The organism is Polaromonas sp. P3_B4 (assembly GCF_056402835.1).
Genome location: NZ_JBFUGQ010000001.1, coordinates 1,205,525 through 1,224,113, shown reverse-complemented (window position 1 = coordinate 1,224,113; position 18,589 = coordinate 1,205,525). Strand labels below are relative to the sequence as shown.

Annotated in this window: 12 protein-coding genes; 11 read left to right on the top strand and 1 reads right to left on the bottom strand. The window is 60.7% G+C overall.

The window, feature by feature from the left end; genetic code table 11:
* Positions 1 to 227: 227 nt before the first annotated feature.
* A complete protein-coding gene (locus tag AC1DVV_RS05990; protein ID WP_477702748.1) occupies positions 228 to 1,160 on the bottom strand; it encodes a LysR family transcriptional regulator in 933 nt (310 codons plus the stop codon).
* A 183-nt stretch (positions 1,161 to 1,343) separates the two neighbouring features.
* Here AC1DVV_RS05990 and AC1DVV_RS05985 point away from each other — a divergent pair, with 183 nt between their 5' ends.
* From AC1DVV_RS05985 to AC1DVV_RS05935, 11 genes are all read left to right on the top strand, one after another.
* Positions 1,344 to 2,855, top strand: a complete 1,512-nt coding sequence (locus AC1DVV_RS05985; RefSeq protein WP_457282795.1) for an ABC transporter substrate-binding protein — start codon at positions 1,344 to 1,346, stop codon at positions 2,853 to 2,855.
* A 76-nt stretch (positions 2,856 to 2,931) separates the two neighbouring features.
* Entirely contained in the window at positions 2,932 to 3,849 is a 918-nt protein-coding gene (locus tag AC1DVV_RS05980; protein ID WP_457282713.1) for an ABC transporter permease, read from the top strand.
* Between the two features lie 9 nt (positions 3,850 to 3,858).
* Positions 3,859 to 4,770 carry an ABC transporter permease gene (locus AC1DVV_RS05975; protein ID WP_457282712.1) on the top strand — a complete coding sequence of 304 codons (912 nt, stop codon included), beginning with the start codon at positions 3,859 to 3,861 and terminating at the stop codon, positions 4,768 to 4,770.
* A 12-nt stretch (positions 4,771 to 4,782) separates the two neighbouring features.
* On the top strand, positions 4,783 to 5,769 hold the full coding sequence (locus AC1DVV_RS05970) for an ABC transporter ATP-binding protein (RefSeq protein WP_477702747.1): 987 nt from the start codon (positions 4,783 to 4,785) through the stop codon (positions 5,767 to 5,769).
* Entirely contained in the window at positions 5,766 to 6,626 is an 861-nt protein-coding gene (locus tag AC1DVV_RS05965) for an ATP-binding cassette domain-containing protein (RefSeq protein ID WP_477702746.1), read from the top strand. The genes AC1DVV_RS05970 and AC1DVV_RS05965 overlap by 4 nt, the downstream gene beginning before the upstream one ends.
* A 55-nt stretch (positions 6,627 to 6,681) precedes the next feature.
* Positions 6,682 to 8,085, top strand: coding sequence for a M20 family metallopeptidase (locus tag AC1DVV_RS05960; protein ID WP_477667315.1), 1,404 nt, complete (start codon positions 6,682 to 6,684; stop codon positions 8,083 to 8,085).
* The gene (locus tag AC1DVV_RS05955; RefSeq protein WP_477707135.1) at positions 8,082 to 9,269 is read left to right on the top strand and encodes a M20 family metallopeptidase; all 1,188 of its coding nucleotides are present in this window, start codon (positions 8,082 to 8,084) and stop codon (positions 9,267 to 9,269) included. The genes AC1DVV_RS05960 and AC1DVV_RS05955 overlap by 4 nt, the downstream gene beginning before the upstream one ends.
* A gap of 779 nt (positions 9,270 to 10,048) precedes the next feature.
* Entirely contained in the window at positions 10,049 to 10,450 is a 402-nt protein-coding gene (locus tag AC1DVV_RS05950) for a hypothetical protein (protein WP_477667313.1), read from the top strand.
* A gap of 47 nt (positions 10,451 to 10,497) precedes the next feature.
* A complete protein-coding gene (locus AC1DVV_RS05945) occupies positions 10,498 to 10,881 on the top strand; it encodes a hypothetical protein (RefSeq protein ID WP_477667312.1) in 384 nt (127 codons plus the stop codon).
* Positions 10,882 to 11,072: 191 nt separating this feature from the next.
* Positions 11,073 to 11,855, top strand: a complete 783-nt coding sequence (locus AC1DVV_RS05940) for a hypothetical protein (protein WP_477667311.1) — start codon at positions 11,073 to 11,075, stop codon at positions 11,853 to 11,855.
* A gap of 866 nt (positions 11,856 to 12,721) precedes the next feature.
* Complete coding sequence (locus AC1DVV_RS05935) at positions 12,722 to 18,427, top strand: calcium-binding protein (RefSeq protein ID WP_477707134.1); 5,706 nt, start codon at positions 12,722 to 12,724, stop codon at positions 18,425 to 18,427.
* Positions 18,428 to 18,589: the final 162 nt, after the last annotated feature.

Sequence of the window (18,589 nt, the reverse complement as noted above, 5' to 3'; positions counted from 1 at the left end):
GGCTAGCGGCTATTTTTGTGCTTGATAGCCGTGCCGGAGCCAGCCTGGCAGCATCAAAACACAGCCCAACCATCCTCGCCCAAGGTGTTTTTGAGGCATTTTCAAGTATAAAAACGGCCTCCAGCCCAATAACAACATGCGCGAGCAGCTATGTTATTGATAGCAATTCGGCACAGAGTTCTTGTGGCACCGCCCTGCACCGGCAAGCCTTCCCGGCAATTGGCAGCTCAGGCCGGTGAACCCGACAGCTCTGTTTTCAGATGCGCCAGAAAGGCCTGCGCCGCCCGCGACAGCGTGCGGCCCGTCGCCGTTTGCACTTCCACATTGCGCAAATCCAGGCCACGGTCACGCAGGCGTATGCACGCAAACTCGCCGCGCTGGACCTTGTAGCGGACCGATATTTCGCCCGCAATGGTGACGCTTTCCGGGTAATGGCGCAAAAAGTCGTTCAGGCTGGTGATGTAGTTGCTGGTCAGCACCGGCGACACGGTCAGGCCCTGCAGGCTGCAGGCGATGTCAAACAGCTGGCGCACGGTGGTGTTTGCTTCCGGCAGCACGATCGGGTAGACCAGAAGCTGCTTCAGGTTGATCTGTTTGAACTGGGTCAGCGGGTGGTCAAAGCGCATGGCCGCCATCACCGGCGACGGCTGCACGTGCTCTACCTGGATGCCGCTTTCGGGAGTCCGGCTCATGGTGAGGCCGATGTCGGCATCCCCATGCAGGACGCGGCGTGAGCATTCCGCCGGGGGGTGCGCACCCAGGTGAAACTGGATGCCAGAATGCTTCTTCATGAAGTCGCTGATGGCCTTGGGCAGGAACTCCATTGCAAAACCTTCGGTGCAGGCCAGGCGCACCCGCCCGCGCTGCATGCCTTGCAGCGCCTGGATCTCATGCACCACACGCTCCGAGTCGTGTGCCGATTTGAGCGCGTGCACGGCCAGCATCTCCCCGGCGGCGCTGGGCACCATGCCCCTGGGACGACGGTCAAAAAGCGTTGCACCCAGCAGGTCTTCCAGGTGCGCTATGTGGCGGCTAATGGCAGACCCCGCCACATTCAGGCGCTGGGAGGCTTCGCTGATGGAGCCGCAGCGCACGACCTCCAGGAAGTAGCGCAGCGCGGTGTCCTGCAATTGACGGGCAACCTGGGGAGAAAGGGTCATGGGCGTCGGGTGGTGGCGGAGCGGCCAGGGCATGGGCAGCCAGAGCATTGCTGATTTGGCAACGCAATCATACATATTCTCTAATGCATGGAATGGTCTTTCGGTCTGGTTCTTGCGCAGAATGAGCCGTCTCTACTCCCCACGCCATGACGAAGGACTTTTATGAAGCAATTTTTCACCACGATGGTGCGTCAAAGTTTTGTGCTTGCGGCCTTCGGTGCAGGCCTGACTGCAGCCCATGCCGGCAAAGCCAACGACACCCTGGTTTACGCCTCGGACAGCGAGGTTGAAAACGTCAGCCCGTACCACAACAACATGCGTGAAGGCGTGATCCTGGCCAACCTGGCCTGGGACACACTGGTCTACCGTGACCCCAAAACCGGTGAGTTCAAACCCCAGCTGGCCACCGCCTGGAAATGGGAATCCGCCACCGCGTTGCTGGTCACCCTGCGCCAGGGTGTCACCTTCCACAACGGTGACAAGTTCAGTGCCGACGATGTGGCCTACACCTTCAATGTGGTCACGGCGCCGGAGGCCAAAATCGCCACGCGCCAGAACACGGGCTGGATCAAAAACGTCGAAAAGCTCGGCGACTACCAGGTCCGCATCAATTTGAAGGCGCCGTTTCCGGCCGCGATGGACTACCTGGCCGGGCCCACGCCGATCTACCCCGCCGCTTACATGAAGAAGGTGGGCCTGGAGGGCTACAGCAAGGCGCCCATTGGCACCGGTGCCTACAAGATCACCGCCGTGGTGCCAGGCCAGGGCGTGACCATGGTGAAGAACACGGCCTACTTCAAGGACAGCCCGGCGGGCCAGCCGAATATCGGCACGGTGAAGTTTGTGGTGATCCGCGACCCGGAAGCGCGCGTGGCCCAGCTGATGACGGGCGCGGTGGACTGGATCTGGCGCGTGCCGTCCGACCAGGCCGAGTCGCTCAAGTCCAGGCCCAACACCACCGTGCTGAGCGGTGAAACCATGCGCGTGGGTTTCATGTCGATCAACAGCAACGGCACCACGCCGGAAGCCCTGCCCTTCAAGGACATTCGTGTACGCCAGGCCGTCAACCACGCCATCAACCGCAAGGGCCTGGCCGACAGCCTGGTGCGCGGCGGCAGCCAGCCGGTGTATTCGCCGTGCTTTCGCACCCAGTTCGGCTGCGAAACCGAAAAAGAGGTGAAGTACACCTACGACCCGGCCAAGGCCAAGGCACTGCTGGCGGCCGCGGGTTACCCCAACGGCTTCGACACCGACCTGTGGGCTTACCGCGAGCGTGAATATGCCGAAGCCATGGTGGGCGACCTGCGCAAGGTGGGCATACGCGCACGCCTGCATTTTGTGCAGTACCCGGTGCTGCGCACCGAAATCTACTCGGGCCGCGCGCCGCTGACCTTCCAGTCCTGGGGATCGTTTTCCATCAACGATGCGTCCGCGTTTGTCGGCAACTACTTTGAAGGCGGCCCGGACGACACGGCCAAAGACCCGCAGGTGATTGCACTGCTGAAAACCGCCGACAGCACGGTTGACAAGACCGAGCGCAAGAAGAAATATGCGCAGGCCCTGCAGCGCATCAGCGAGCAGGCCTACATGGCGCCCATGTTCTCCTACTCCACCAACTACGCCTTCACGCCGGACCTCAAATTCACGGCGCATGCGGACGAGCTGCCGCGCTTCATCCAGGCCAGCTGGAAGTAGCCACGATGGCCCGGCCGTGCGCCGCATGGCTGGGCTGACCCGCGCAGTCCGCTAACGCAACAACCGGGGCATTCCCATGCTGCAATACATATTCCGCCGCTTTCTGGTGGCCCTGAGCGTCATGCTCACGGTGGCCGTCGTCAGTTTCATGCTGCTGCACCTTTCCGGCGACCTGGCGGCCTCCATCGCCGGTGCCGAGGCAAACGCCGCAGCCGTCGAGGAAGTGCGCGTCCAGTACGGCCTGAACCGCCCCATCACCACCCAGTTTTTTGACTGGCTGTGGGGCGCGCTGCACCTGGACTTCGGGCGTTCGTTCTTCTTCCAGAACACCGTGATGGAACTCATCGGCGAGCGCCTGCCCATCACGCTCAAGCTGGGTGCCGTGTCCCTGCTGCTGGCGGTGTCGGTGGCGATTCCGCTGGGCGTGCTGGCCGCCGTCTACCGCGACACCTGGATAGACCGGCTGGCCTTGATGGTGGCGGTGGTCGGCCAGGCCATGCCCAACTTCTGGTTTGCGCTGACGCTGATCCTGCTCTTCGCTGTCGGGCTGCACTGGTTGCCCGTTGCGGGCAACACCACCTGGCAGCACTTTGTGTTGCCGGCCATTGCGCTGGGCTACTACGCCATGCCGTCGCTGATGCGCCTGACGCGCGCAGGCATGCTCGACGTGCTGGGCGCGGACTACATCCGCACTGCGCGCGCCAAGGGCCTGAGCCCGGCACGCGTGGTGTTCAAGCACGCCTTGCGCAACGCCATCATTCCGGTTGTCGCCCTTGCGGCCGTGGAGCTGGGCTTCATGCTGGGCGGCTCGGTCGTCATTGAATCGGTCTATTCCATGCAGGGCCTGGGCCAACTCGCCTGGGACTCCATTTCGCGCAACGACTACCCCGTGGTGCAGGCCGTGGTGCTGATCATCGCCGTGTTCTACATCGGGCTGACATTCCTGGCCGATGTCTTCAACGCCGCGCTCGACCCCCGCATGCGCACACGCTAGGACATCACCATGAACGCACCTTCCCTGACCGTTTCCGCCGCGCCGGCGCTGCCGCTGCCGCCCGTCCCCGCCTGGCGCCGCAGCCTGCGGCGTGTGCTGGGCCACCGCGGCATGACGCTGGGCAGCATCCTGCTGGGCCTGGCCGTGGTGGCCGCCCTGTTCGCGCCCTGGCTCAGCCCGCATGACCCGTATGCGCAAGACGTGACCCAGCGCCTGATCCCGCCGTTCTGGCACGACAAGGGCAGCTGGGAACACGTCTTCGGCACCGACAAGCTCGGCCGCGATTACCTCAGCCGCCTTTTGTACGGCGCCCGCGTATCGCTGGGCATCGGGCTGGTCGCGGCACTGGTGTCCGGGCTGATCGGCACCACCATGGGCGTGCTGGCGGGCTATTTCGGCGGCCGCGTCGACGCCGTGGTCAGCTACATCATCACCACCCGGCTGGCCATGCCGGTGGTGCTGGTGGCGCTGGCCACAGCTTCCCTCATCGGCGGCTCATTGCAGGTGGTCATCATCCTGCTGGGCCTGTTGCTGTGGGACCGCTTCGCCATCGTCACGCGCTCGGCCACGCAGCAGCTGCGCGACGCCGAATTCATCGCCGCCGCCAAGGCGCTCGGCGCGTCCACGCCCTACATCCTGGTGCGCGAACTGCTGCCCAACCTGATGGGCCCGCTGACCGTGGTGGCCACGCTCGAGATGGCGCACGCGATCTTGCTGGAATCCACCCTCTCCTTCCTGGGCCTGGGCGTGCAGCCGCCCACGCCGTCGTGGGGGCTGATGGTGGCCGAAGGGAAGGCCTACATGTTCTTCCAGCCCTGGGTCATCCTGGTGCCCGGCGTGGTGCTGGCCCTGCTGGTGCTGGCCATCAACCTGGTGGGCGACGGCCTGCGTGACCTGACCGCGCCCGACGGCCGCAACTGAAAGGGAACCCCCATGGACATTTTGCTGGACGTGAAAAACCTGCGTGTGGACCTGCCGACACCGGGCGGCATGCTGCATGCCGTGCGCGGCATCGACTTCCAGGTGCGGCGCGGGGAAATGCTGTGCCTGGTCGGCGAGTCCGGCTGCGGCAAGTCGATGACGTCGCTTGCACTGATGGGCCTGCTGCCGCGCAAGGCGGTGCGCAGCGCCGACCACATCCGCTTTGACGGCGTGGACCTGCAGGGCCTGCCCGAGCGGGAAATGTCCGCGCTGCGCGGCTCGCGCATGGCGATGATTTTCCAGGAGCCGATGACGGCGCTGAACCCGTCGTACACGCTGGGCGACCAGCTGTGCGAGGCGCTGCGCGCACACCGCAAGGTCAGCATGGCCGAGGCGCGTGAGCGTGCGCTGTACCTGCTCGAACGCGCGGGCGTTCCGCAGGCCGCAGACCGTTTGCGGCAGTACCCGCACCAGCTATCGGGCGGCCTGCGCCAGCGCGTGGTGATTGCCATGGCCCTGATGTGCGAGCCGGACCTGATCATTGCCGACGAGCCCACCACCGCGCTGGACGTCACCATCCAGGCGCAGATCCTGCGGCTGATCCGCGAGCTGCAAAAAGAGTTCGGCACCGCGGTGGTCTTCATCACCCACGACCTCGGCGTGGTGGCGCGCATCGCAGACCGCGTGGCCGTGATGTATGCGGGCGAGGTGGTGGAAACCGCGCCGGTGGCCGAACTGTTCGCCCACCCCGCACATCCCTACACCCTCGGGCTGCTCAACTGCATTCCGGTGCGCGGCAAGACCCTGCCCGGCAGCCGCCTGCAGGCCATCCCCGGCGTGGTGCCCAGCCTGGTGGGCAAGGTAGAGGGCTGTGCGTTTGCCAACCGCTGCAGCCAGGTACAGGCAGGCTGCGCCGCCACCCCGCCCTATGTGGCGCTGGACGCGGAGCATGCCGTGCGCTGCGTCGCGGCTTCACCCCTGCTGGCGGAGGCCGCATGAACCCCACCACCCCTTTGGCAACGCCCCCGGGCGGCAGCGAAGACATTGCGCTGGAGCTGTGCGCACTCAGCCGCGTCTTCAAACTCAAGCGCGGGCTGTTCACAGCGCCCGGTGAAATCAGGGCGGTGAATAACGTCTCCCTGCGCATCCGCAAGGGCGAAACCCTGGGCCTGGTCGGGGAGTCCGGCTGCGGCAAAAGCACCCTGGCCAAGATGCTGCTCGGGTTGCTGCCGCCCACCTCCGGCAATGTGCTGGTCAACGGCAAGGAAGTCGACAGCAGCCAGCGCCGCGCCCTGGCGCGCCACATCCAGCCCATCTTCCAGGACCCGTATTCGTCGCTGAACCCGCGCCGCACGGTGGCAGAGATCGTTCGTGTGCCGCTGGCCCTGCACCGGGTGGGAACCGCCCAGGAACAGCAGCGCAAGGTGCGCGAGATGCTCGACCTGGTCGGCATGCCCGAGCGCACGCACAGCCAGTACCCCAACCAGCTTTCGGGTGGGCAGCGCCAGCGCGTGGCGATTGCGCGGGCGCTGGTGCTGCGCCCCGACATCCTGATTTGCGACGAGCCGACTTCGGCGCTTGATGTGTCGGTGCAGGCGCAGATCCTGAACCTGCTGATGGACCTGAAGGCCGAGTTCGGGCTGACCTACTTCTTCATCAGCCACGACCTGGGCGTGGTCGAACACCTGGTGGACCGCGTGGCCGTGATGCACCGCGGCGCCATCGTCGAGCTGGGCACGCGCGAACAGGTCTTTGCCCGGCCCGAGCACCCCTACACCCGCATGCTGCTGGCCTCTGCCCTCACGCCCGAGCCCGGACTGGGGGTGCCGGACATTGCCAGCGAAGCCATCGCCTGACGTTTTACCCATCGATTTCAACCGCGCAATTTCCCTTCAATTTCAAGGACCTCTCATGAGCCGTACCCAAGCCGTGGCCCAGACCCTCGCCTGTTTCGACGACGGGCGTTTCCAGCAAACGCTGGACCGCCGTGTTGCCTACAAAACCGAAAGCCAGGACGCTGCCAGCGGCCCCATCCTGCACGCCTATCTACAGGACGAAATCACGCCCAAGCTCAAGGAGCTGGGTTTTGCCTGCCGCATCGTCGACAACCCGGTGCCGGGCAAAAGCCCTTTCCTGCTGGCCGAGCGCATCGAGCCCGGCGCCGCTTTCACCGTGCTGACCTACGGCCATGGCGACGTGGTGCGCGGCTACGACGCCCAGTGGCGTGAAGGCCTGAGCCCCTGGAAGATCGTGGTGGACGGCAACCGCTGGTACGGCCGCGGCACCGCCGACAACAAGGGGCAGCACACCATCAACCTGACCGCGCTGGAACAGGTGCTGGCCGTGCGCAGCGGGCGCCTGGGCTACAACGTGAAAATCATCCTGGAAATGGGTGAAGAAGACGGCTCGCCCGGCCTGAACGAAGTGTGTGCCCTGCACCGCGATGCGCTGGCGGCCGACCTGTTCCTGGCCTCCGACGGCCCGCGTGTGTCGGCTTCGCGCGCCACGCTGTTTCTCGGCTCGCGCGGCGTTTTCAACTTCGACCTGCACCTCAAGCTGCGCGACGGCGGCCACCATTCGGGCAACTGGGGCGGCCTTTTGCGCAACCCCGGCATCCGCTTGGCCCATGCGATTGCCAGCCTGGTGGACGCGCGCGGCCGCATCCTGGTGCCCGGCCTGCTGCCCACCGCCATTCCGGCCAGCGTGCGCACCGCGCTGCAGGACATCGAGGTCGGCGGCGGCCCGAACGATCCCGAGATCGATCCCGACTGGGGCGAGCCGGGCCTCTCGCCGGCCGAGCGCGTGATCGGCTGGAACAGCCTGGAGGTGCTGGCCTTTACCACCGGCAACCCGGCCATGCCAGTGCATGCCATTCCGGCCGAGGCACGCGCGCACTGCCACATGCGTTATGTGGTGGGCAGCGACCCGGCGAGTTTTCTGGCGCACATCCGCAAGCACCTGCTGGCCCACGGCTTTGACGATGTGGAAGTGCGCGGCACCGACGTGAACATGGCCGCCACCCGCCTCGACCCCGACAACGCCTGGGTGCGCTGGGGCATGGCTTCCATCGAGCGCAGCACCGGCCGCCGCCCGGCCCTGCTGCCCAACCTCGGCGGCTCGCTGCCGAACGACGTGTTTTCTGAAACGCTGGGCCTGCCCACGCTGTGGGTGCCGCATTCGTACCCCGCCTGCTCCCAGCACGCCCCCAATGAACACATCCTGGTGGACACCACCCGTGAGTCGCTGCAGATCATGGCCGGCATGTTCTGGGACCTGGCCGAAGAAGGCGCCGGCGTGATGGAGGAATGCGCATGAGTGCCGCGATGATCACCGCGATGACCGCCGTACAAGCGCCAGGCTGCGCCGCCACCGAATGGCTGGCCGGCCAGCGCCCCGCCATGCAGGCGGCCCTGGCCACGCTGGTCGACATCGACTCCAGCAGCCACGACAAGCCGGGCACCGACCGCGTGGCCCAGGCCATGGCAGGCTGGCTGCAAACCGCGGGCATCAGCGCCGAACACCGCGGTGATGTCGCCAAGGGTGACGTGCTGCTGGCCCGACTGCCGGGCGCGCAAGCAGCGGCAGCGCCGGTGGTGTTAATGGGCCACCGCGACACCGTGTTCCCCACCGGCACCGTGGCCCAGCGCCCCTGGCGCGTGGACGGCGAGCGCGGCTACGGCCCCGGCGTGTCCGACATGAAGTCCGGCCTGGTGCTGCAATGCTTTGTGATGATGGCGCTGCAGAAGCTGCCGCCGCTGCCATTCCCTGTGCTGGGCCTTTTCACGGCCGACGAAGAAATCGGCTCGCAAAACGGCCGCATCGCCATCGAAACCCATGCGCGGGGTGCGCGGGCAGTCTTCAACTCCGAACCCGGCCGCGTCAGCGGCAACCTGGTCACCGAGCGCAAGGGCGGCGCCACCTTTTTGATTGAAGTCACCGGCCGCGCCGCCCACTCGGGCATGAACCACGCCGACGGCGCCAGCGCCATCGGCGCCCTGGCGCAACTGGTCACCGCCTTGCATGCCTTGACAGATTACAGCTGCGGCATCACCACCAATGTCGGCCTGATCAGCGGCGGCATGTCGACCAACACCGTGGCGCCCGCCGCGCAGGCCAAGCTGGACGTGCGCTTTCGCACCCTGCCCGAGCGCCAGGCGGTGTTCGCCAGCATCCACGCCCTGGCCGCCACGCCCGGTGTGCCGGGCACCACCATTCGCATCACACAAATGTCGGAGTCGCTGCCCCTGGAGCCCGAAGCCAGCAGCGACCTGATGCAGCGCTACAAAACGAGTGCGGCGCAGGTCGGTTTCGACGTTGCCGGAGAAGCCACGGGCGGTTGCTCCGACGCGGGCTTCACCGCCTCGCTGGGCATTCCTACGCTGTGCGGCGTTGGCCCGGTGGGCGCGAAAGCGCATACCGATGGCGAATACTGCTGCCTCGATACGCTGGTGCCGCGTGCGCAGGCGCTGGTCAAGACGGTGTTGAGTTTGGCGGCTTGAACTGGCTAGCCGCGGCGATGTGACAAGCAACGGGTCAGCGCAAGCGCTCCTGTTTTTATAGCTTCTCGCGCTTTCCCCAATTGGCTTGCAGGCATATTTCTCATGAAGAATTGGGCTTTCAGTGGCTGACTACCGGTCCCGCCAGCGTTAAGAATGGGCATTGAGGCATCTGCCCACGACTGGTTGTAAGTAACGTAGAGATGGAGTGATCCCCTCGGGTCAGACTTCAGCGCAACTCAACAAGGTGATGAAAGATTTTGTGGCGACCTAACGATGGACGCCATTTGCTTCTGCGCTCAATTCTCTCGAAAAGGCGCCGTCTGCTCTAAGCGGCCGCGGTGTGGGCTGTTCATGTTCAGTTGTTGTGCCGTAGGTGAATTTTCACTATCGCGTGTAGGTTACCTCTGCCCGGTCCGCACCAAGCCGCTTGATTAAAACGTTTGCTGAACTTCCTCTGCGCTAACTAATGAAAACGACTTGTGGCGGCCAGACGACGAGTGCGATTTAATTTGGTTTGCCGGAGCCGTTCAACATAAACTGGCAGTGGCTACCAATAAATAACGAATGGGCAGGGAGTGTATGACTCAGGCAGAAGCAGCTGTGGCGAAGGAGACGCCAGCGCGCGCACAAAGAACCAATAAGACAAGTTGTATTGCCGCTGTTTGTGTCGCCAATGTGTCTACTTGCGCTGCAGCCTTCGGTTTGCTTGCCCTACGCCCGTTCGCCCGTTTTCATCGGGGGACCATCTACTCGGCCAATCCGGGTTTTCGGCTTGGGTGATGGCTTTCACCACCGTAACCAAACTCGAAACCATCGTGCCCATCGCCGCGGCGCGTGAGACAAACTTTAGAAAACTCGTGGGCCAGGGCTATATCTCCGGCCATGCCACGCAAGACAAAACCCATGAGCGCATGGACGCTGGGCCGTTGCCGACATTCACAAAGCCGATGCCCTTGTCTTCCAGCGTGACTTCGGCCGTGACCTGTGCGTCCTCAGGCACGACGATCATAAAAGCTTGTGCTTCGGTGACGCCGCCGCCTGTGGTGTGGATGGCAAGTTGCTTTACCACAGCCGAGGTCAAACTCAAAACCTTTCTCTACACCCGCTATGGCACCGTGCAAGCCCAAGTTAATCACGTGACAGCCGACGCGGTTTCAGTCCGGTGGAGCGCTCCACACTAGGGGCAGATTTCAGCGATTCACATCTAAAAATTACGAAGAACTCCGCAATGACAATCGGCATTAAAAAGAAGAAGCCAAAAATATTGGGCATACCAGCCGGAGTGATTGTTGGCCTATGTGTATTGGGATATGTCGTTTCACTAAATGGAGTTCATGACGAAATGATCGTATTTCCTCTAATATTTTTTCCAATGCTTGCCACCATTGGTGTTGCTGCGATCGCAAATTTGGCATTCTGGTTTGCAACCGGAAGCACACCAAATAAAGACTCGCCTGGCTCGCCGACAAACGATGAACGTTTGTTAGAGGCCGCGCAACGCCCTGATCGTTTCTGGCTTGTGGCGTGCTATCGCTACCTTCAGCCCATCACGATGGTCGGCGCGGGGTACATAGCAATCTGTCCAGTTATCGGTGTTGTTATTTTGAAGTAATAGATTTGGAGAATGAGTTTCCCAAGAGTCTATTCGCGTCGATACGGCTAGTGTTGATTCAATCGTAGACGTTGCCGCAGAGGAATGGAGGTCAATAGGTGTGACACCGTAAAAGAATTCAAATTTCAGGTATGTGCATGATCAACCTTTAAGAGTTACCGTTTAATACCAATAAATCACGGGGAGAAATAATGAACAAATCCATATCAAATCTCTTGTTGCTTAGGCAACTGCCCATGTGGCTAACCTTTAGCATCTTGGTCTCTTTGGTCGCTCCGGTCTTTGCGGTGGACGCTCAGCAACTAACGCCCCCAACCAAGAGTCGGCCACCGGCGGGCACGCCCTTACCTCCCGCTAATCCTGATATTGCCAAAACATGGCAACCGGAAGTTCGACAAACCGTCGAGGGCGCCATTGCGCTTTTTGGTGCAGAACGCCGTCAAGCGGAAGATCTACCAAGTATTGCTGAGATTGGGCGCGTGCTTGGTGCTGAACTGGTACCGCTCACTCTTGCAAAAGGAATTCCAGACGTCTATGCCGCAGCTTGGCGTATCCGCGGGCTTTCAGTGAGCCCGCCGTGGCCCATTGATACAGAGTTTCGCTTCGGCGACCCACGCAAAGGTGGTCCTCTATTGTGGAAATCGTTTCGATACAGTAGCCGCCCCAAAGCATACAGCTACGTCCTGGATATTCCCTTTGAAACCCAAAAATTCTGTCTAGATCCCTACGAGTTGGCCATCTACTTCGGTGCTGATTTTTCCGGAATGGATGGAGGACCACATAACACCACTCATTACCCGCCCAAGTACGAGTGGGAAATGTTCGCCCGTGCCAAGTCAGGTCTGTACTTCTCCAACAAAGGGTTCCACATCTATGTGGACACCAATGTGGTTGATGGGCAGCTTATCGACGCGCGTTGCGTGAAAGTTCTTTCAATTTCAAGCCAAAGATTTTCTGAGAAAGGCGCCAAATGACGACGCTCAATGCCAATGCACTAGCCAACCTGCGCGCCTCCAGCAGCGGCGTACCCGCCTTCTTTGTAATGCAGCTTGAGGGACTATTGAACAACCCCGCCATGACATCGCTTGAAGGGTTGCGCCAGGAACTCAATGCCGGAACGGCTACTATTCGATTACCTGTTCCAGGCGAGGTGATTCCCGCCGGCGCGCATGCTTTTTACGACAACAACAATAGCATGGTCATACAGGCTCAGTATCTACAGCGCTACTCCCAGCTACCTCAGGCGATTGACGACATCGCTCATGAGTTTCGACACCATGAGTTGAAACGTGATCGAGACGACGCCTATCGAATGCTGCAAAACCCCTCCAATTCTTTGTCTATCCGAGCGGATGAATTCCTAAAAGCAATGCTCGATGATGAAACAGCAAGCCGCCTAGCAGGCTACAGGGCCTTGAAGGAGCTGCCTACTGAGTACGCAGGGCAAGCACAGCGCCTGCTAGCTACAAATGAGTTGTACCGAAAATTCGCGGAGTTGGAAGCGTCAGGTAAAACGGATGCCCAGCTTATTGATGAATCACGCAACGTCATGGCCGGCTATGACAGTCGACGATATATCGACAGCTTTTTGAGTGAAGTAAAAACCAGGTTAGCGTTAGATATCGATGAGGTTCAGGCGCTACGCACCCAGTTGAATACGACTTATCCCAACGTACTGGGATATACCGAAACCGAGGAGTATTTCGCCGACGGTAGTAGCCAATACACCATTGAGCATTCTGACGGCTCCACTGAAAAATGGGTTTATGACGCAGCAGGAAAGCTTTACTCTTCACCGGATTATTCCCTTGCGGACTGGATGCTTTCTTCGTTGAAAGACTTGTCATCCGAATTGAATACGTTTTTTCTATCGGCCCGCAACCTAATCATCCGCCGTGACCCCTTAGTTCTGGACCTGGACGGCGACGGCCTAGAACTCTCAGCCGCCAGCGGTTCCACTCTCTTCGACCACAACGCCGACGGCATAAAAACCGGCACCGGCTGGGCCCGGCCAGACGACGGTCTCCTCGTGCGTGACCTCAACGGCAACGGTACCATAGACACTGGCCGGGAGCTCTTTGGCGTAGACACCATCAAGAGCAACAACACACTGGCCACTGACGGCTTCGATGCCTTGCGTGACCTGGACGCCAACGGCGATGGCTTTATCACCAGTGCAGATGCTGCATTTGGCGAACTCAAGATTTGGCAGGACGCCAACCAGGACGGCATTACCCAAAGCGGCGAGCTCAAAACCCTGACCGAGCTCAACATCACCAGCATTGGGGTCAACGGCAGCAGCGCCGGCCCACAAGCGGGGCAAGTGATTAACAACAACACCGTGGCCCTGAGCGCCACCTTTACCCAGAATGGCCAGACGCATACCGTCGGTGCGATCGACCTCGAGACCAATAACTTCTTCACCGAGTTCCCACCCGAAGTGGTGGACGAAGCCGGCAACCCCGTTCCCATCACCGAGCAAGCCCGGGCATTGCCGCAGATGAATGGTTCTGGAATGGTGCGCAACATGCAAGCCGCAGCCAGCATTGACGGTGATTTTGCGACAGCGTTGCAAACCTATGCAGAAACTACCACGCGTACTGGGCAGCGCGGGCAGCTTGATGAGTTGATCAAGAAGTGGTCTGAAACGTCGAGTTTCGCGCCGAGCATGTTGAGCACCGGTGGAGTCAACATCGTCTACACCATGCCTGCAGGCGTGTCGGTAGCGCATTTCATCACCATGATCGAGGTGCTTGAAAAATTTAACGGTAGCCGTTTCTATGGTGACCAGAACGGCGGGCCAAGGCCCGCAGGCTACGCGATCCAAGCTGTGACGGAACCCAGCACAGGCAACATCACCTATACCTATATCGTCAGCCCCCCAGCCCAGCAGGTCGCGTTGCTTCAGCAGGCCTACGACGCATTGAAAGAAAGTGTGTACTCCGCACTTGTTGTTCAGACGCGGTTGAAGCCCTACCTCGACAGCATTGAGCTGGCGATTGATGAGACCGGCGTTCATTTCGATACCACCGCTGCGCAGGCCATGGCCAACACCCGGGCTGTGAGTGACACGTACAACACAGCCATCGACCTGGTTGAGTTGCACAAGTACGCCTCCGCCACGGTTAAAGCAGTGGGCTGGGAACCTTATTTCACGCTTCAGAGCATTCTTGAAAACAACACCAGCACGCCTGAAATTCAGGCCATGCTTGCGGCGGAGCATGTTGCCGTACTGGGAAGCGGCGATACCAACCACGCGGTGCAGGACAACGCAAACTGGGCGGTGGTTGGCAGTGCCGGCGCCAACGTGATTTCTGGCGGCGGTGGCAACGACGAGTTGTATGGCGGCGCCGGCAATGACACCATCAATGGCGGTGCGGGCGTTAACCTGCTGGATGGCGGTGACGGTGACGACGTGCTGTACGCCGACCAAACCTCTACCTCCAACACCCTGATCGGCGGTGCCGGTAATGACACGCTGAGCGCGTTTTACTATGGCCCGAACAACAACGTGTTTGAAGGCGGAACCGGTGATGACAACATCGTCGGCACGTGCTTTACAGACACCTACAAATTCAACCTGGGCGACGGCCACGACACCATCCAGGAAAATCAGTCAATCAGCCCAACGCCAGTCGACAAGTTGATCTTTGGTGCAGGCATACTGGTCAGCGACATCAGCAGCTACCGGGTGGGCAACGACATGGTCTTTGCCCATGTCAATGGCACCGACAAGATTACGGTGACAGGCTGGTTTGCCGACATCGGCTACCAGATCGAGCGGGTCGAGTTTGCTGACGGGACGGTGTGGAACTCGGCTGACCTGACGGTTGCAGGCCTGATCGTCACCGGCACGGCCGGCGACGACGTCATGACCGGCACCCCCATGGGCGATACCTTGCTTGGCATGGGCGGTAACGACACCATTACCGGTGCTGCCGGCACAAACATTCTGGACGGTGGTGATGGCGACGACGTGCTGTACGGAGAGCAAAACTCCACATCCAACACCCTGATTGGCGGTGCGGGGAATGACACGATGAGTGTCTTCTACTATGGCCCCGGCAACAATGTATTTGAGGGCGGTACGGGCAACGACACCATCACTGGCGGCTGCTTTGTGGACACCTACAAATTCAATCTGGGTGATGGCCAAGACACCATCACCGAGAACCAGTCGACGGGCCCCACACCAATCGACAAGCTGGTCTTTGGCGCCAACATACAGGCTGGCGACATCAGCAGCTACCGGGTAGGTAACGACATGGTCTTTGCCCATGTCAATGGCACCGACAAGATTACGGTCATCGGCTGGTTTGCCAATTCCGGTTACCAAATCGAACGGGTCGAATTTTCGGATGGAACAATCTGGAATTCGGCCGACCTGACGACTGCGGGACTCATCGTGACCGGCACCACCGGTGACGACGTCATGACCGGCACGGTCATGGATGACATTCTTCACGGTGGCGCCGGCAACGACGACATCCGCGGGGGCGCAGGCGTGAACATCCTCGACGGCGGTGACGGCGATGACGTGCTGTACGGCGAGCAAAGCTCCACCTCCAACACCCTGATTGGCGGCGCAGGCAATGACACCTTGAGTGCCTTCTACTACGGCCCGAACAACAACGTGTTTGAGGGCGGTACAGGCGACGACACCATCAGCGGTACGTGCTTTACAGACACCTACAAGTTCAACCTGGGCGATGGGCAGGACACCATCACCGAGAACCAGTCCAACTTCAGGCCGACTGACACGCTGGTGTTTGGCGCAGATATTCTGGTTGCAGACATCAGCTTTGTTCGCGTGGGCAACGACATGGTCTTTGCCCACGCCAATGGCACCGACAAGATCACCGTCAAGGGTTGGTATGCCGATTCGGGTTACCAGATCGAGCGGGTCGAGTTTGCTGACGGTACTGTGTGGCTGGAGCCGGCCCTGACCTCGGCCGGGCTGGAAGTTACCGGTACGGCCGGTAACGATGTGATGACCGGCACGGTCATGAACGACATCATTCACGGTAGCGCCGGCAACGACGACATCCGCGGGGGCGCAGGCGTGAACATCCTGGACGGGGGCGACGGCGACGACGTGCTGTATGGCGAGCAAAGCTCAACCTCCAACACCCTGATTGGCGGCGCAGGCAATGACACCTTGAGTGCCTTCTACTACGGCCCGAACAACAACGTGTTTGAGGGTGGCACAGGCGACGACACCATCAGCGGTACGTGCTTTACAGACACCTACAAGTTCAACCTGGGCGACGGGCAGGACACCATCACCGAGAACCAGTCCAACTTCAGGCCGACTGACACGCTGGTGTTTGGCGCAGATATTCTGGTTGCAGACATCAGCTTCGTTCGCGTGGGCAACGACATGGTGTTCAGCCACGCTAATGGCACCGACAAGATCACCGTCAAGGGTTGGTATGCCGATTCGGGCTACCAGATCGAGCGGGTCGAGTTTGCTGACGGCACTGTGTGGCTGGAGCCGGCCCTGACCTCGGCCGGGCTGGAAGTTACCGGTACGGCCGGTAACGATGTGATGACCGGAACTGTCATGAACGACATCATTCATGGTGGCGCCGGCAACGACGACATCCGCGGAGGCGCAGGTGTAAACATCCTCGACGGCGGCGACGGCGACGACGTGCTTTATGGCGAGCAGAGTTCCACGTCCAATACCTTGATTGGCGGCGCCGGTAATGACACGCTGAGCGCTTTTTACTACGGCCCGAACAACAACGTGTTTGAGGGCGGCACAGGCGACGACACCATCACCGGCACGTGCTTTACAGACACCTACAAGTTCAACCTGGGCGACGGGCAGGACACCATCACCGAGAACCAGTCCAACTTCAGGCCGACCGACACGCTGGTGTTCGGCGCTGGCATTCTGGTTAGTGATATCAGCTTGGGTAGGTCAGGCAATGACATGATCTTCCGCCATGCCAACGGCACCGACAAGATTACGGTGACAGGCTGGTTTGCCGATACCGGCTACCAGATCGAGCAGGTCGCGTTCGCCGATGGCACGGTCTGGGATTCTGCCTATATGGCCAGTATGTCCGGCCTGACCCTGACGGGAACCGGCACTTTGCAGGGGTCACAGTACGACGACGTACTGACCGGCACGGGTGCCTTGGGACACCTGATCGGCGGTGCCGGCAACGACTTGCTGACCGTGCCGCACTACAGCGGCGCGATTGCTGCCAATACCTATGAAGGCGGCACAGGCGACGATACGCTCATTGGCAGCTATGCAGGCGACACCTACGTTTTCAACCTGGGTGATGGCCACGATAGCATCACCGATGATGTGCGCTTTTACCCCAATGCGGCTGCGCCAGATTATTTCGCTGCGCATCCGGACGACGAAGGCTACCGGGATACGCTGGTGTTCGGTGCAGGCATTGCCCAGCAAGACGTAACCGTCTCGCGCACCGGCAATGACGCTGTCTTCACGCTCAATAATGGAGCAGACAGCATTGCCGTCAAGAACTGGTATGACGGCACCATCTTCAACAAGCTGGAGAAAATTGAGTTTGCCGACGGCAGCAGCTGGTCTGCGACAGATGTGGAGCAAATCCAGACCCATGGCGGCTCGGTGTCAGCGGGCAACGATGCGCCGTGGGCCCTTCAGTCCATATCAGCGCAGCAGGCCCGGGAAGACGCAGCCTGGAGCCTGGCGGTACCCCAAAATGCTTTCCGTGATTTTGACGGTGATGCGCTTGTCTACAGTGCAGCCTTGGCGGACGGCACGGCGCTGCCAAGCTGGCTGAGCTTTAATGCCGCTAACCGTACTTTTACCGGCACGCCTGGAATGGGCGACATCGGGGCCCTGTCCTTGAAGGTCTTTGCAACCGACACCTCGGGCGCATCGACCCATATTGGTTTTGCGCTGAACGTATTGGAGGGCCTTGGACTCAATCTGGCAGGGACTGGAACGCTACAAGGCAGCCGGCATGACGATGTGCTCACAGCCATGGGTTCCGAAGGATATTTGCGGGGTGGCGCAGGTAATGACTTGCTGACTGTTCCACATTACGACGGTGTCAAGAACAACAACATCTACGAAGGTGGTACTGGAGACGACACGCTGATAGGCAGCTATGCGAAAGACACGTATATCTTCAACCTCGGCGACGGGAGCGACACCCTTACGGACGACGTGCGGTTCTACCCCAATGCGGCTGCGCCTAACCAATACCTGGCCAACCCCAACAACCCAGGCTACCAGGACAATGTGGTTTTCGGCAGCGGCATCACAGATGACCAGCTCTGGTTCCGACAAACCGGAAACGACCTCGAGGTGTCAGTCATCGGTACGACAGACAAGATCACGGTGAAAGACTGGTACGCCAGCGTGTTTAACCAGATCGAAGTCTTTCAGGTGAGCGATGGGCATGCCTTGCTCAACACCCAGGTGCAAAACCTCGTGCAAGCCATGGCATCGTTCAGCCCGCCGGCAGCAGGTGAGACCACTTTGCCAACCAGCTACCAGAGCAGCCTGGCGCCGGTGATTGCTGCCAACTGGCAGTAAATAGCGTTGAATCACATTGCTCGCTGAAATCGCCCGACGGCTTCCGCCCGGTTGCCGTCGGCCGTGATTCCCGGCGGGCCCGGGCGCTATTATTTTTGTAGCTGCTGGCGCTTATCCCTGTTGGCTTGCAGCCATTTTTCTCATGAATAAACAAGCTTTCGG

Coding starts and splice junctions, on each gene's coding strand:
- AC1DVV_RS05975 (WP_457282712.1), top strand. CDS start 3,859: ATGAACGCACCTTCCCTGACCGTTTCCGCCGCGCCGGCGCTGCCGCTG.
- AC1DVV_RS05990 (WP_477702748.1), bottom strand. CDS start 1,160: ATGACCCTTTCTCCCCAGGTTGCCCGTCAATTGCAGGACACCGCGCTG.
- AC1DVV_RS05940 (WP_477667311.1), top strand. CDS start 11,073: ATGAACAAATCCATATCAAATCTCTTGTTGCTTAGGCAACTGCCCATG.
- AC1DVV_RS05950 (WP_477667313.1), top strand. CDS start 10,049: ATGGCTTTCACCACCGTAACCAAACTCGAAACCATCGTGCCCATCGCC.
- AC1DVV_RS05980 (WP_457282713.1), top strand. CDS start 2,932: ATGCTGCAATACATATTCCGCCGCTTTCTGGTGGCCCTGAGCGTCATG.
- AC1DVV_RS05970 (WP_477702747.1), top strand. CDS start 4,783: ATGGACATTTTGCTGGACGTGAAAAACCTGCGTGTGGACCTGCCGACA.
- AC1DVV_RS05960 (WP_477667315.1), top strand. CDS start 6,682: ATGAGCCGTACCCAAGCCGTGGCCCAGACCCTCGCCTGTTTCGACGAC.
- AC1DVV_RS05945 (WP_477667312.1), top strand. CDS start 10,498: ATGACAATCGGCATTAAAAAGAAGAAGCCAAAAATATTGGGCATACCA.
- AC1DVV_RS05965 (WP_477702746.1), top strand. CDS start 5,766: ATGAACCCCACCACCCCTTTGGCAACGCCCCCGGGCGGCAGCGAAGAC.
- AC1DVV_RS05955 (WP_477707135.1), top strand. CDS start 8,082: ATGAGTGCCGCGATGATCACCGCGATGACCGCCGTACAAGCGCCAGGC.
- AC1DVV_RS05985 (WP_457282795.1), top strand. CDS start 1,344: ATGGTGCGTCAAAGTTTTGTGCTTGCGGCCTTCGGTGCAGGCCTGACT.